The 14350-nt window shown below is 69.1% G+C and carries 11 protein-coding genes; 7 read left to right on the top strand and 4 right to left on the bottom strand.

Translation table 11 applies throughout. From position 1 onward, the window contains the following. Positions 1–297: 297 nt before the first annotated feature. From AC4BCK_RS03730 to AC4BCK_RS03720, 3 genes are all read left to right on the top strand, one after another. Positions 298–1818, top strand: a complete 1521-nt coding sequence (locus AC4BCK_RS03730; protein ID WP_490566591.1) for an FAD-dependent oxidoreductase — start codon at positions 298–300, stop codon at positions 1816–1818. Positions 1819–1936: 118 nt separating this feature from the next. Further along, on the top strand, positions 1937–7012 hold the full coding sequence (locus tag AC4BCK_RS03725) for an Lhr family helicase (protein ID WP_490566894.1): 5076 nt from the start codon (positions 1937–1939) through the stop codon (positions 7010–7012). Next, entirely contained in the window at positions 7005–7841 is an 837-nt protein-coding gene (locus AC4BCK_RS03720; protein WP_174180045.1) for an Fpg/Nei family DNA glycosylase, read from the top strand. The genes AC4BCK_RS03725 and AC4BCK_RS03720 overlap by 8 nt, the downstream gene beginning before the upstream one ends. 16 nt (positions 7842–7857) lie before the next feature. On the opposite strand, the gene yczE is transcribed toward AC4BCK_RS03720, so the two are convergent. Continuing rightward, entirely contained in the window at positions 7858–8514 is a 657-nt protein-coding gene (gene yczE, locus AC4BCK_RS03715; protein WP_471899710.1) for a membrane protein YczE, read from the bottom strand. 61 nt (positions 8515–8575) lie between these two features. Between yczE and yczR the strand changes: the two genes are divergently transcribed. Then, positions 8576–10123 (top strand): MocR-like transcription factor YczR, encoded by a 1548-nt coding sequence (gene yczR / locus AC4BCK_RS03710; RefSeq protein ID WP_490566590.1) that lies wholly within the window; start codon positions 8576–8578, stop codon positions 10121–10123. 42 nt (positions 10124–10165) lie between these two features. Here the strand turns inward: yczR and AC4BCK_RS03705 are convergent, their stop codons facing one another. Both AC4BCK_RS03705 and AC4BCK_RS03700 read right to left on the bottom strand, forming a co-directional pair. Beyond that, positions 10166–10858 carry an SRPBCC family protein gene (locus tag AC4BCK_RS03705; protein ID WP_490566589.1) on the bottom strand — a complete coding sequence of 231 codons (693 nt, stop codon included), beginning with the start codon at positions 10856–10858 and terminating at the stop codon, positions 10166–10168. Beyond that, positions 10851–11480, bottom strand: a complete 630-nt coding sequence (locus AC4BCK_RS03700) for a winged helix-turn-helix domain-containing protein (RefSeq protein WP_174180039.1) — start codon at positions 11478–11480, stop codon at positions 10851–10853. Before AC4BCK_RS03700 ends, AC4BCK_RS03705 begins: the two co-directional genes overlap by 8 nt. Positions 11481–11598: 118 nt before the next feature. Here AC4BCK_RS03700 and AC4BCK_RS03695 point away from each other — a divergent pair, with 118 nt between their 5' ends. The 3 genes from AC4BCK_RS03695 to AC4BCK_RS03685 all read left to right on the top strand — a co-directional run bounded on the left by AC4BCK_RS03695 (position 11599) and on the right by AC4BCK_RS03685 (position 13958). Next, positions 11599–12582, top strand: a complete 984-nt coding sequence (locus tag AC4BCK_RS03695; protein ID WP_364274692.1) for an RluA family pseudouridine synthase — start codon at positions 11599–11601, stop codon at positions 12580–12582. Positions 12583–12658: 76 nt separating this feature from the next. Then, positions 12659–13291, top strand: coding sequence for a hypothetical protein (locus AC4BCK_RS03690; RefSeq protein WP_310111588.1), 633 nt, complete (start codon positions 12659–12661; stop codon positions 13289–13291). A 40-nt stretch (positions 13292–13331) separates the two neighbouring features. Next, complete coding sequence (locus tag AC4BCK_RS03685; protein WP_251421831.1) at positions 13332–13958, top strand: DedA family protein; 627 nt, start codon at positions 13332–13334, stop codon at positions 13956–13958. Between the two features lie 44 nt (positions 13959–14002). Here AC4BCK_RS03685 and AC4BCK_RS03680 read toward each other — a convergent pair whose 3' ends face one another. After that, entirely contained in the window at positions 14003–14308 is a 306-nt protein-coding gene (locus tag AC4BCK_RS03680) for a hypothetical protein (RefSeq protein WP_490566588.1), read from the bottom strand. Positions 14309–14350 lie beyond the last annotated feature (42 nt).

The raw sequence follows: 14350 nt of genomic DNA, 5'->3' as shown, positions 1-14350 counted from the left end.
CCGCCTGCAGTTTCTCATTTTGACTTGTTCGGGGCTTTGGTTGCCTGGTTGTGGCTGCCTGGTGGCCGTGGTAGTCCGGCCCACTGCGCGGCCGTAGGAACTCATGCTTGTCATGACGTCTCCTGCTGTTTTGTCGCTATGTTCACTTCGTGGCTGCCGGGCTGCCACCTGACCATAGACTTAAACCCCAACATCATAAGTATACTTAGCAAATACGCCATTGATGGGTGGGGGGCCATAAGGGACCCATCACAAACCGGCCCCGCAGGGCCTGGACAAAAGGTAGGCTGAGCAGGCATGACGTCGATTTGGCTGGACCACAGCGAACCGTTCGTTTCCGATCCGTTCGAGCCGGGAGGCACCTACGACACCGTGGTGGCCGGAGCAGGGCTCACCGGCCTGGTGACCGCGCTGCTGCTGGCACGCTCCGGGCAGAACGTGCTTGTCCTCGAGGCCAGGTACCCCGGCGCCGTAACCACCGGAAACACCACCGCCAAGGTAACCCTGCTCCAGGGGACATTCCTGTCACAGCTCGCCCGCCAGTATTCACAGAAGCAGGTGCAGGCGTACGTGGATGCCAACCGCGAGGGCCAGGCCTGGCTCCTGCGGTACCTTGACGAACAGGGTGTGCCGTACCAGCGCAGGGACGCCTACACCTACGCAGCCTCCGCGCAGGGGACCGAAAAGCTCCGCGAAGAAGTCAGCGCCGGCACCACCGCCGGGCTGGACCTGGAATACGTGCGCGACGCCGGCCTGCCGTTTCCCGTCCACGGCGCCGTCCGCCTGGCGGACCAGGCGCAGATCCACCCGGTGAAGGTGCTGGAAACGCTGGTGTCGGACATCCGGGGCCGGGGAGGATCCGTGGTGGGCGGCGTGCGGCTGCAGGACGTCACCGGCAGCGGGCCCGCCACGGTGCATACCGACCACGGCACCGTCACCGCCAACGAGGTGGTGCTCGCCACCGGCATTCCCGTGCTGGACCGCGGCCTGTACTTCGCCAAACTGAAGCCCAGCCGCTCCTACGCGGCAGCCCTCCAGCTCCAGGACGACCAGGCTCCTCCCCGGGGCATGTACCTCTCCGTGGAGCAGCCCACCCATTCGCTGAGGGACTACGACGCGGACGGCCGCCGCCTGCTCCTGGTGGGCGGCCACGGGCACCACGTGGGCCGGGCCCGGTCCGAGAAACACCATCTTGGCAGCCTCCTGGACTGGGCCGGCCGGCACTACCCCGGCGCCGTTGCCACCCACACCTGGTCCGCGCAGGACTACATGCCCACCAACCTCATGCCTTTCTTCGGCAGGTTCCCCCGCGGCAAAGGCCACATCCACTTCGGCACCGGCTACAGCAAGTGGGGCATGACCAACGCGGTGGCGGCCGCCGTCGGCATCTCTGCCGACATCCTCGGCGGGAACGTGCCCTGGGCAAACACCATCCACCGCAGGGTCACCTCGCCCTCGGGAGCCTTCTCCGCCGTCGCCCTCAACGCCGGCGTGGCAGGCAAGCTTGCCGCCGGCTGGGGACAACTGGCCGCGGAGGGCCTGCGGAAGCACAGCAAGGAGCCGGCCCCCGCCCCGGTGGTTCCGGCCGACGGCGAGGGCAGGGTGTACAGCGAAGGACCCAGGCCGGTGGCTGTCTCCACCGTGGACGGCACCACGTGCAGGCTGTCAGCCGTCTGCACGCACCTCGGGGGCATCCTGCACTGGAATGACAGCGAACTCACGTGGGACTGCCCGCTGCACGGCTCACGGTTCAGCAGCGACGGAAAACTCCTGGAGGGGCCGGCCACCAGGGACCTCCCGGCCGCGGACAAGGCGTGAGCCCGGGCAGGCGGCCGGCATCAGTGTCGGTGCCTTGGGGCATGATGGAGGCATGATCGAGGAAGAGGCCCCCACCAGCGGAAAGGGCACAGGCGGAAAGGGCACAAGCGCCAGCACCATGGCCCAGTTCAGCAGGCCCACGCGCGACTGGTTCCTCGGTGCCTTCTCAGAGCCGACGCCCGCGCAGGAGGGCGCCTGGCGCGCCATTTCCTCGGGCTCGCACGCCCTGGTGGTGGCCCCGACGGGGTCCGGGAAAACCCTCGCCGCTTTCCTCTGGGCGCTGGACCGGCTCCTGGCCTCCGCCGCGGAAGCACCGGAGGCCACGGTGGCCGCCGGCGCGGCCACCTCGAAGGGCAAGCGATCCCGCGCGCCGAAGCGCAAGACCCGTGTCCTGTACATTTCACCCCTGAAAGCCCTGGGCGTGGACGTTGAACGGAACCTCCGCTCACCGCTGATCGGCATCACCCAGACCGCCAAGCGCCTTGGGCTGCCGGCCCCGCTGACCACCGTGGGCGTGCGCTCCGGTGACACCACCACTGCTGACCGCCGCGCCCTGCTGAGCAACCCGCCGGACATCCTCATCACCACCCCGGAATCCCTGTTCCTGATGCTCACCTCCAAGGCGCGGGAAACGCTCACCGAAGTGGACACCATCATCATCGATGAGGTCCACGCCGTGGCCGGGACCAAACGCGGCGCCCACCTGGCGGTCTCCCTCGAGCGGCTGGATGCGCTGCTGCCCAATCCGGCCCAGCGCGTCGGACTGTCCGCCACCGTGGAACCCAAGGAGCTCGTGGCGCAGTTCCTCGCAGGCACAGCGCCGGTGGAAATTGTTGCCCCTCCTGCCAAAAAGAACTGGGACCTCACCGTCTCCGTCCCGGTGGAGGACATGTCCGACCTCCAGGGCGCCGCGGGGGCTTTCGACTCCGGCCCCGCCTCCGGGCTCCAGCCGCAGGCATCGATCTGGCCGCACGTGGAAGAGAAGATCGTGGACCTGGTGCTGGCCAACCAGTCCACCATTGTGTTCGCCAACTCCCGCCGCCTCTCGGAGCGCCTCACGGCCAGGCTCAACGAGATTTACGCGGAGCGGCAGCTGGTGGCGGCAGGCGGCGGCTGGGATGACCCGGCCCAGCAGGCAGCGGCACCCGGCGTTCCCGCCTCCACCGCCACGCCGGCGCACATGATGGCGCAGGCCGGAAGCTCTGCGGGGGCAGATCCGGTGCTGGCCCGCGCGCACCACGGCTCCGTTTCGAAGGACCAGCGGGCGCTCATCGAGGACGACCTGAAATCGGGCCGGCTGCGGTGCGTGGTGGCCACGTCTTCCTTGGAGCTCGGCATCGACATGGGCGCCGTGGACCTGGTGGTGCAGGTGGAATCACCGCCGTCCGTGGCCAGCGGCCTGCAGCGGGTGGGCCGGGCAGGGCACCAGGTGGGCGAAGTCTCCCAGGGCGTCCTCTTCCCGAAACACCGGGCGGACCTCGTCCACACCGCCATTACGGTGGAACGGATGCTCGGCGGAAAGATCGAGCGCCTCAGCATCCCGGCCAACCCGCTGGATATCCTGGCCCAGCAGACTGTTGCCGCCGCCGCCTTGGGCAGCATCGACGTCGAGGAATGGTTTGCCACGGTACGGCGCTCGGCGCCTTTCGCATCACTCCCGCGCTCAGCGTTCGAAGCCACCCTGGACCTGCTGGCCGGACGGTACCCGTCCGACGAATTCGCCGAACTCCGCCCACGGATCATCTGGGACCGCAACGCGGGCACCATCGAGGGCCGGCCGGGCGCGCAGCGCCTGGCGGTGACCTCCGGCGGGACCATCCCCGACCGCGGGCTCTTCGGTGTGTACATCATCGGCACGGAGGTTGAAGGATCGGCTTCCCCTTCCACGGAGGGCAAACCGGCGCCCGCCCCCAAGGGCGGGCGCCGGGTAGGCGAGCTCGATGAAGAGATGGTGTACGAGTCGCGGGTGGGGGACGTCTTTGCGCTGGGCGCCACCAGCTGGAAGATCGAGGACATCACGCATGACCGCGTGCTGGTCTCGCCCGCCTTCGGCCAGCCGGGCAAGCTGCCTTTCTGGAAGGGCGACTCGCTCGGCCGGCCAGTGGACCTGGGCCGCGCCCTTGGCGCGTTCGTCCGTGAGCTCTCGGCGTCCGACGCCGGCCCTGCCACCGAGCGCTGCAAAGCCAGCGGCCTGGATGAGTTCGCCGCGAACAACCTGATCCAGTACCTCACCGAGCAGAAGCTGGCCACCGAGGTCGTTCCCAGCGACACCACGCTGGTGGTTGAGCGGTTCCACGATGAATTGGGCGACTGGCGCGTCATCCTGCACAGCCCGTTCGGCATGCCCGTGCATGCTCCCTGGGCACTGGCCGTCGGACAGCGCCTCCACCAGAGATACGGGCTGGACGGCTCGGCGATGGCTGCCGACGACGGGATTGTGCTCCGCGTGCCCATGATGGAGGATGAGCCGCCGGGGGCGGAGCTGTTCCTCTTCGACCCCGAGGAACTGGAGCAGATCGTTACAGCCGAGGTGGGCGGCAGTGCACTCTTCGCATCGAGGTTCCGGGAGTGTTCCGCGCGGGCGCTGCTGCTGCCCAGGCAGACCCCGGGCAAGCGGCAACCGCTGTGGCAGCAGCGGCAGCGGTCAGCCCAGCTGCTCGATGTCGCCCGGAAGTACCCAACCTTCCCCATCGTGCTGGAAACCGTCCGCGAATGCCTGCAGGACGTCTACGATCTCCCGGCGTTGAAGGACATCGCGGCGTCCGTGGAACGGCGCGAGCTGAGGATCGTCCAGACCACCACGTCCCAGCCGTCCCCGTTCGCCAAGTCCCTCCTGTTCGGGTACGTGGCGCAGTTCCTGTACGAAGGCGACTCTCCCCTCGCGGAGCGCCGAGCCGCCGCGCTGGCCCTTGATTCCACGCTCCTGAACGAGCTGCTGGGGCGCGTTGAACTGCGCGAACTGCTGGACTCCAAGGTCATCGAAGCCACCGAGCGCGAGCTCCAGCGGCTGGCGCCGGACAGGCGGGTGCGGGGCATGGAAGGGGTGGCGGACCTGCTGCGGCTGCTTGGCCCCCTGGCGCCCGAGGAGGTGGCCGCGCGCCTGGAACCGGCCGCAACGGGTGGCCAGCCCGCGGCAGTGGTGCCGCCCCCCGCATCCGACCAGGACGGGGCAGCAACTCAGCCGGCGGAGGCCACCGGTGGTGTCGCTGAGGACCTGGTTGACGCTGACGACTCCGTTTCCCCAGAGGACACCGGGCACGGCCACGCCACGGTGGACGCCGGGCACGCCCAGCCGGTGGAGGCCACTGCCCACCTGGTGGCCCTGCAGCGCGCCAACCGTGCCATCAAGGTCAACATCGGCGGCGTGGAACGCTTTGCGGCTGTGGAGGATGCCGCGCGGCTGCGGGACGCCATAGGCGTTCCGCTGCCCATGGGGGTCCCGCTCGCGTTCATCGAACCCGTCGCGGATCCCCTCAGCGACCTTGTTTCGCGGTATGCCCGCACGCACGGACCCTTCACCGCGGCCGAGGCAGCAGCACGGCTTGGCCTGGGCGTGGCAGTGGTCAGCACTGCCCTGAAACGCCTGGCAGCAGACGGTCGCGTAGTGGAGGGCGAGTTCCGGCCGCATGCAGGGCCAGCGGAAACCGTCCCGGACACCAGCAGCGGTGCCGCCGGAGAAGGCACCGGACCGGAGGAAAGCCAGCCTGCAAGTGAACCAGCGGCGCCCAACCTTTCCCCGCACACGGTGGTCAGCGAATGGTGCGACGCAGAGGTCCTGCGCAAGCTCCGCCGTCGTTCGCTGGCAGCCCTCCGCGCGGAAGTGGAACCGGTGGATGCGGCCGCCTACGGGCGCTTCCTGCCCGCCTGGCAGCATGTCAGGACACCCGGCGGAGGGCGCGGCCAGCCGTCGCTGCGGGGGCTGGACGGCATCATCACCGCCGTCGACCAGCTTTCCGGGGTGCCCATTCCGGCCTCGGCCTGGGAACCGCTGGTCCTTGCCGGCAGGGTGTCCAACTACCAGCCGGCAATGCTGGATGAACTGATGGCCGCCGGGGAGGTCCTCTGGTCAGGCGCCGGAGCCCTGCCCGGAAACGACGGCTGGATCAGCCTCCACCTTGCCGACTCCGCCGAACTGACTCTCAACCCTGCCATCGAGTACGAGCCCGGGGATGCGCAGCAGCGCCTCCTGGAGCACCTTCGCAACAACGGCGGCGGCTACTTCTTCCGGCAGCTCACGGACGTCGCCGGGGGCATGGATGCCGTCCTCAGCGACCAGGAAGTGGTGACGGCACTCTGGGACTTGGCGTGGGCGGGCCGGATCACCGGGGATACGTTCGCCCCGGTCCGCGCGCTGATCGCCGGTGGCCACACCGCGCACCGGCAGGTGGCCCGCGCACCCCGCGCCAGGGCACCCCGGCTCAGCAGGCTGGGCCGTTCCCACGGGAGCGGGCTCATGGGATCGCCGGGCCTGGCGGGCGGCAGGTACGGTGCGTCGGCCGGAGGTGCGTCAACTCCCCCGATGGCCGCCGGCCGCTGGTCTGCCCTGCCGCAGCCGGAACTGGACGCCACCATCCATGCCCGGGCCACGGCTGAACTCCTGCTGGACCGCTATGGCGTGGTCACCAGGGGGTCCGTGATGGCGGAACAGATCCTGGGCGGCTTCGGCCTCATGTACAAGGTCCTCGCGAGGCTGGAGGAAGCCGGACGCTGCCGGCGGGGCTACTTCATTGAGCACCTGGGGGCGGCCCAGTTCGCGGTTCCGGCCACTGTTGACCGGCTGCGGTCCTATTCGGAGGACACCCAGCTCGCCAGGCCCGAACCGGTCGCCCTGGCGCTGGCGGCGACGGATCCTGCCAACCCGTACGGAGCGGCCCTTCCCTGGCCGGCCCTCCAGGACGACGCCGGCACGGGGCACCGGCCCGGGCGGAAGGCGGGTGCCCTGGTGGTGCTGGTGGACGGGGCCCTGGTCCTCTATGTTGAACGGGGCGGCAAGACACTGCTGGCCTTCAGCGGCGATGAAGCCGTCCTCTCGGCCGCCGGCGCGGCGCTGGTGGGCGTGGTGACCCGGGGAGCCGTGGACAAACTGATCATGGAGAAGGTCAACGGGCACGGCATCCTGGATACCCCTGTCGCTGCCGCCCTGAGCTCGGCCGGCGCCTACTCCACCCCGAAAGGACTGAGGATCCGTGCCTGAGGGCGATTCCGTCTGGCGGGCAGCCAACCAGCTGCACCAGGCCCTGGCAGGACAAAAACTCCTTGCTTCCGATTTCCGCGTGCCCCGCTTTGCAACCCTCAACCTCACCGGCTGGACCGTGGCGGAAGTGGTGCCCCGCGGCAAGCACCTGCTGATGCGCGTGGTGGGGCCGGACGACAAGAAGCTCACCATCCATTCGCACCTGAAAATGGAGGGAACCTGGCAGGTGTACCCGCCCGGCGGAAGGTGGCGGAAACCCGGCTACACCGCCCGGTGCGTGCTGCGCACCGCCGCAGCGGACGCCGTCGGATTTTCCCTGGGGGTTGTTGAGGTGGTGGCCACCGCCAGCGAGGACTCCATCGTGGGTTTCCTGGGTCCGGACCTGCTGGGGCCGGACTGGGACCTGGACGAGGCGGAGCGGCGGGTCCGTTCCGCCCCGGACGTCCCCATCGGCGTGGCGCTGCTGGACCAGCGCAACCTGGCCGGGATCGGCAACATCTACCGCTGCGAAACATGCTTCCTGTCCGGCGTGCACCCCGCTTCCCCGGTCTCGGCGGTCCAGGACGTGCGGACCATGATGACGGACGCCAAGCAGCTCCTGGAGGTCAACCTGGGCCCGGGCCGCCGCGTCACCATCCTCAACGCCCGCGGCATGCCCGTCGGCCGGATGGCGGGGCGGCCCGGCTACTGGGTCTACCGCCGGGAACACCAGCCCTGCCTGAAGTGCGGGACCCCCATCCGGCGCGGCGTGCTGGGCAAGCTGAACGGCGACGAGGAACGGGACATCTACTACTGCCCCCAGTGCCAGCCGCTCCCGGCCCAGGGTTAGGCCTCCGTGTGGTGCCTCAGCTGTTGCCGGCCAGGGAGGCCGGAGCAGGAGTTCCAGGGTTGCTGCCTCCCGGTGAAGCGATGTCTGCGCGGCGTGGCGCCGGCACCATGAACAGCGGAAGCAGCAGCTGGACCAGGGGGCCGATGGCCAGGGCGTAGACAACGGTGCCCACGCCCACCGATCCGCCCAGGAACCACCCGAAAGCCAGGACCACAACCTCGATCAGCGTGCGGGACCACCTGACGGACCAGCCGGTGCGCCTGGCCAGGCCCGTCATCAGTCCGTCGCGGGCGCCGGGTCCAAACCGGGCACCGATGTAACAAGCGGAAGCGATGCCGTTCAACACCACCGCGCCGCCGAGCATGCAGATCTGCCCGCCCAGATGGGTCACGGCCGGAATCAGGGCGAGGCCAATGTCCGCGAACACACCCACCAGGATGGCGTTGCACAGTGTTCCGAAACCGGGCCATTGGCGCAGCGGAATCCACAGCAGAAGCACCAGGAAACTCACGATGATGACCACCACGCCGATGCTGAGTCCTGTCCTGCCGGCCACGCCCTGGTGGAAGACATCCCAGGGGTCCAGGCCCAGTCCTGCGCGGATGAACATGGCCAGGGAAACGCCGTACATGGCGAGGCCGGTAAAGAGCTGAAGGAGTCTGCGGGTCAACATAGGAACGACTCTGGCAGAAAACTGGCCTTGAATTACATAGCCAGTTTGAGATACTGGCCTGATGTCATCCCTCACTGCCTCAGGCCTGTCCCGTCTCCTGGGCGAGTGGAACGTCGGCGCAACGCCCGGCTACCGCGAGCTGGCCGACGTCGTACGCCTGCTGGTGCTCGACGGCCGGGTGGCCCTGGACACTGCGCTGCCCAGCGAGCGCGCCCTGTCCGAAGCCCTGGGCGTCAGCCGGACCATGGTGACTGCCGCCTATGGGCTGCTCCGCGAGCAGGGCTTCCTCACAGGCGGCCAGGGCAGCAGAAGCCGGACGCGGATCCCGCGCCTCACCCCGGCAGGCACCACGCTCTTCACGGGACCGGTGCGGAACGATCCGGCGCTGACCGCCCCCGGGCTCGCGGCTCCGGAGGGACTGATCGACCTCGCCTACGCCTCGCTTCCTGCCAGCGGGGAGGTGGTGCACCGTGCGTTCGCCGCCGCCCTCACCGAGCTTCCGGCCCTGCTCCCCGGATTCGGCTACGACGCCCTGGGCCTGCTCCCGCTCCGGGAAGCAGTTGCTGCGCGCTACACGGCGGCCGGGGTGCCCACAACCGCCAGCCAGATCATGGTGACATCGGGGGCGCAGCACGCCCTGAACATCATCCTCCGCGCCCTGGCCGGCAGGCAGGACCGCGTACTGGTGGAACACCCCAGCTACCCCAACGCCCTCGATGCCATCCGGGCTGTGGGCTGCCGGCCGGTCCCGGTAGCATTCTCGGCCGGTACCGGAGTAAGCCCACGCAGGGCCGGCACCAGCGCCGGCACGCACGGCGCCCGGGCCGGGGCCGCGCAGGCGTGGGACATGGCCGCCCTGCAGGCCGCCCTGCAGCAGCAGCGGCCCCGGCTGGCCTATGTGGTGCCCGACTTCCACAATCCCACAGGCCAGCTGATGCCCGACCTCCAGCGCCGCCACCTGGTCCGGTCAGCTGCGGCCGCCGGGACGGTCCTGGTGGTGGACGAGACGCTGCGGGAGCTTAACCTCGACGGCGCTGTGACCGCACCGGTGGCGGCGTTCAGTCCGGCGGTGGTGACCATCGGCTCGCTCAGCAAGTCCCATTGGGGCGGGCTGCGCACCGGCTGGATCAGGGCCTCGGAGGACCTGATCCAACGGTTTGCGGGAGCCCGGACAACACTTGATCTCGGCGGCCCCCTTATGGAACAGCTGGCCGCAGCGCACCTGGTGCGGGCCCTGGATGAGCCGCTGCCGGCACGGATTGCCGCCCTCCGGGACAGCCGCGCCGCCCTTTTGGAGCTCCTTGCCGGCCACCTGCCGGAGTGGGAGGCGGCCTATCCTTCCGGCGGGCTGTCCGCGTGGTGCCGGCTGCCCGCTCCCATCAGCACTGCGCTGACCGTCATCGCCCCCGACTTCGGGGTCCGGCTGGCGGCAGGGCCGCGCTTCGGGATAGGCGGCGCCTTCGAGCGTTACCTGCGGGTGCCGTTCACCCTGCCGCCGGACAAGCTTGAAGCTGCGGTCCTGGCCCTGCGTTCAGCGCAGGACCGGCTCGATGCCGCCCCGCAGCTCCGACGGACCCTGAAGAGCGCCCCGGCCGTGGCCATTGCGTGACCGACGGGAGCCCGTGCCCGCCGATCACTGGGTCCCGGGCTCCTACGCGTAGGCCTTTTCGAGGAAGCCGCCCCAGGCCTTGGCCGTGGCATCCGGGTCGCCGGTGCCGCTGAAATCATGCACAGTCATCCCCACCGGAGCGCCCCAGGCGTTGCGGCCGAAGAAGCGGTACATGGCGTCGGAGGTGCGCAGGCCCAGGAAGTGCTCGTTGGAGAAGTCCACTTCCCCCGAAAGCCGGCCCAGGCCGTCAAGCTCCAGATCCACCCGGGAACCCTGCCCGGCGGAGTCCACGCCCAGCGCCCCGCGAAGGCGCGCAAAACCGTCCGGAGCCTGTGACGCTGCCGGCGCCTGGATGTCCGTGAACACCACAGGCTGTCCGTCGAAGTACTTCAGGTACTGGCCCAGGGTGTGGAGGTAGAACTCCGTGTGGCGGCTGGCGCCGTCGTACTGCTCGTCCCAGTTGTCCGCGAAGATGCCGCTGTGGACATAGTGCAGGCGGGCGCGGCCGCCGTCGAGCGGTTCCAGCACATGCTCGAGCTGGTTGAACCAGCCGTCCGGGCCCTCGATCCGGGAGACCAGGTGGGTGGGGTACTCCTGGACGGTCTTGACGTCCGGCCACCCGTCCGTGGGGAACATCCACGCGGGCGTTCCGGTGGTCACAGCCTCCCAGACCCGCTCCGGCGTGCCCGGAAGTTCGGTGTCGTAGACGATTTCGAAGTTGCGGTTGTCAGTCATTGTCCTGCTCCTTGCCTGAAGGGGTCTGTGTGGGGTCTTTGGCGGGTTTGAGAACGGGGTGGAGCGCCACCACCAGCCGGTGCCGGCGCCCGCGGGGGGCATCGCCGTCGTGGTATTTGTCCACCAGCCGGGTGACCGCCACGCCGAGCTCTTCGGCGAACGCTGCGCGGTCGGCCGCGGTCCGGAACGTGACTTCACCGTCCACCGCGAACGTGGCCAGCTTCTGGCGGGCAGCGGCCGCGCCGGCGATCAGCTTTCCCATCTCCTGGACCATGCGGCCCGCCAGCGCCAGCAGCCAGAATGCCGAAAAATGGCTGGAAAAGCGGCCCGGGTCCGGGGACACCGAGGCCAGCGCCTGGGGAGAGATCAGGTAGGACGACGCTGTGGCCTGGAGGATGCGTTCGGTCATGTTGCCTTTGCGCCGCTCCTCCACCAGCTCCACCAGGCCGTGCTTTTCCAGGGCCCTGAGGTGGTAGTTGACCTTCTGCCGCGGCAGCCCCACCCGCACCGCGAGCTGGGTTGCCGAGGCCGGCACCACCAGTTCGCGAAGGATCCGGGTCCGGATCGGATCCAGCGACGCCTCGGCCGCGGCGGGATCCTCGATGACGGCTATCTCCAACATGATTCAAGTATCTCTACCGACAATTTTTATTGTCAAGAACTTTTTTGTGTTCGGTGCCGGGTGTGCCCCTGGGGGCTCCGCCAGGGTCGGCAGCACCCGCCGGTAGAATGGTCCGGTGATGCAATCCCCCCTCCCCGTGCGCGACGGCGTCAACGCCACCCGGCTGCGCCTCCCCGGAGAAGGGCCCTGGGACACGGCCATGGACTACATGATGCACCGCTGGGGACACATCGACCCCCAGGGCATCGAGGACAGGTTCGACGCCGGCGAGATCGTTGGCGAGGGCGGGGTGCCACTGGACCGCGCCACTCCCCTGCAGGACCACACGTTCATCTGGTACTATCGCAGCCTCCCGCCGGAGACGCGGATTCCGGTGGAGATCACCATCCTCCACCAGGACGAGCACCTGCTGGTGGTGGACAAGCCGCACTTCCTGCCCACCACCCCCGGCGGCACCTACATCCAGGAGTCGGCGCTGGTCAGGCTGCGCAACCAGCTGGAGCTGCCGGACCTGATCCCCATGCACCGGCTGGACCGCATGACGGCCGGGGTCCTGCTCTTCTCCACCAATCCCCGGACCCGCGGCAGGTACCAGGTCCTCTTCGAGAAGCGGCAGGTCCAGAAGGACTACGAGTGCGTGTCCGCCGCCGAGCCCGCGGAGGGTTATCCCGCCGTCGGCTTCCCGGTGGTGGTCCGGAACCGGATGACCAAGTCGCGCAGTTACCTCCTCGCCGAAGTCATCGACGGCGAACCGAACGCGGAAACGCGGATCGAGCGCCTGGAAATGTTCGACGGCGGCGCTGCGCCGGGTGCGGCCGTCACCTCTGCCGCGGCACCGGACAGTCCCCGGCGGCTGGCCCGCTACCGGCTCGAGCCGCACACCGGAAAAACGCACCAGCTGCGGGTGCACATGGCGTCGCTGGGGCTGGGCATCGTCAACGACGCCTTCTACCCGGACCTGCTGGACAAGGCTCCGGACGACTACACCAGGCCCCTCCAGCTTCTGGCCCGCGGCATCCGGTTCGTGGATCCCATCAGCGGCAAGCCCGTGGAGTACCGCAGCGGGCTGGAACTCAGCGAGGCACACCCGGGCCAGGCCTGATCCGCCGTCTACCTCTGGATGGCCGGTGCGGAGAGGACTATCCTGAGGGGTACCTGGGGCAAGGCAAGGAACCATCATGGACGCATTGGCCTGGATCCCGGGCGACCGCACCGCTGCCAGGGCCGCCTACGCCGCCGCAGGTCTGGGCGCAGTGGGGGTGGCCACCCTCGGTGCCATGTATGCGGTGGAAGTACCCCGCAACGGCCCCTACGTTTTCGGCACCATCAATGACGCAACAGGTGCCCTGTTCAACCTGGCGGCCATCCCCGTGATCCTGCAGGTGCACCGCCGGCTGCCGCGGACGGTGGCCTCGGAGGCCGGCAAATGGGTGGTCACCGCTTCCTGCGCTGCCGGCTCCGCAAGCTCGTTCCTGCTTGTTGTCAAACAGCTCGACTTCAAGAGCTCCACAGTTGTCTCCGTTGCGGCCATGACGGTCCAGGCCGCGTGGTTTCTGCTGGCGCACCGGGCGCTCCTGGCCTCCGGCGCCTACCCGCGGAACCTCGCCCGGCTGGGACAGGCCATCGGAGGCACCCTGCTGGTGGCGCTGCCGGTGGCCGGCCTGACCTGGGCGGAGCAGCTTCCCCTCTGGATCCGCTACGGCATCGGCGGAACAGGCGTCGCGGCGGGAGCAGCCGCCTGGGTCGCCTGGCCCTACTGGTACTTCCTGGCGGGGCAGCACCTTAGTCGTACACCGAAGTCCGAACCGTAGGGGCAGGGCCGGCCGGCCAAATCTGCGGTACGTTGTGGCCATGGACTTGGGCAGCGCTGAAAGCTGGGGGTCGGCGATCTATTTCTGGATCATCCCCGTGGTCCTCGGCGACGCCATTTTTCCCCTGATCCCCTCCGAAATGGTGGTGATCACCGGCGGTGCCCTGTCCGCGGACGGCCGGACCAATGTTTTCCTGGTGGGGTTCCTCTCCGCCTTGGCGTCCTGGGTCGGCGACATGGTGGTATTCCAGCTCTTCCGGCGCCGGCTGAGCCACGTGCTGGACCGCTGGGCGTGGGGCCGCCGGATCCACCGCGGGATCCATGACGCCATCGCCCGGGCCGGCCGCTCCTCCACGTACGGGACCATCATCGGCGCCAGGTTCATCCCGGGCGGCCGCCTCGCCACCTCTGCCGCGGCAGGCATCGCCAATGTCGCCGTCCGGGGCTTCAGCCTGTGCGCAGGAATAGGGGCGGTGCTCTGGGCCTGCTGGCTGGTGGGCCTGGGCTACTTCACCGGCTCGGCCACAGGGCTTCCGTTCTGGGCCAGCTCCCTCATCGGCGTGGTGCTCGGCCTGGTGGTGGGGGCCGCCGTCGGCGTTATTGCCACGCGCCGGCGCGGCAATCCGTCCCCCGTGGAGGAACCTGGCCCGCTGGCTCCCGAAGCCTGAAGCGCCGTCTTACACCGGCCGCTAAACCGGCGTCCAGCGGGCAGCTAAATCGGTGTCCAGCGGCCGCGGCTGCGGCGCAGCACCGTCAGGGATCCGGTCAGGGCCACGCGTTCTACGGCGTCACGCATCATGGCTGCCGAATCCCGCGCCTGCCGGTTCTCGCCGCTGTATTCTGTGGCGTCAACGAGGAAGCGCAGGTTCAGCTGCGGCACTCCCCCGGCAAGCTGCAGCTGGTGCGCCTCCACATGGTGCCGGGTCCCCAGGGCTTCCACCGCGGTGTCCATGACAGCCTCGGGCGGGTTGCCCGGCCGCAGCCCGGTGATTTTCAGTCGGGTCTGGAAGGAAGGCATGCCCTCCAGCCTATCCCGGCGGCTTCCCTGTCCCCCAAGCCC

It is taken from the genome of Pseudarthrobacter sp. As-47 (assembly GCF_058215595.1).
The sequence above is the reverse complement of the archived record's forward strand: the minus strand, read 5'-3'. Positions and strand labels throughout refer to the sequence as shown.

Excerpts from the sequence above, each read along its gene's own strand:
- AC4BCK_RS03730 (WP_490566591.1), top strand. The coding sequence starts at position 298 with ATGACGTCGATTTGGCTGGACCACAGCGAACCGTTCGTTTCCGATCCG.
- AC4BCK_RS03725 (WP_490566894.1), top strand. The coding sequence starts at position 1,937 with ATGGCCCAGTTCAGCAGGCCCACGCGCGACTGGTTCCTCGGTGCCTTC.
- yczE (WP_471899710.1), bottom strand. The coding sequence starts at position 8,514 with ATGTTGACCCGCAGACTCCTTCAGCTCTTTACCGGCCTCGCCATGTAC.
- yczR (WP_490566590.1), top strand. The coding sequence starts at position 8,576 with ATGTCATCCCTCACTGCCTCAGGCCTGTCCCGTCTCCTGGGCGAGTGG.
- AC4BCK_RS03705 (WP_490566589.1), bottom strand. The coding sequence starts at position 10,858 with ATGACTGACAACCGCAACTTCGAAATCGTCTACGACACCGAACTTCCG.
- AC4BCK_RS03700 (WP_174180039.1), bottom strand. The coding sequence starts at position 11,480 with ATGTTGGAGATAGCCGTCATCGAGGATCCCGCCGCGGCCGAGGCGTCG.
- AC4BCK_RS03695 (WP_364274692.1), top strand. The coding sequence starts at position 11,599 with ATGCAATCCCCCCTCCCCGTGCGCGACGGCGTCAACGCCACCCGGCTG.
- AC4BCK_RS03690 (WP_310111588.1), top strand. The coding sequence starts at position 12,659 with ATGGACGCATTGGCCTGGATCCCGGGCGACCGCACCGCTGCCAGGGCC.
- AC4BCK_RS03685 (WP_251421831.1), top strand. The coding sequence starts at position 13,332 with ATGGACTTGGGCAGCGCTGAAAGCTGGGGGTCGGCGATCTATTTCTGG.
- AC4BCK_RS03680 (WP_490566588.1), bottom strand. The coding sequence starts at position 14,308 with ATGCCTTCCTTCCAGACCCGACTGAAAATCACCGGGCTGCGGCCGGGC.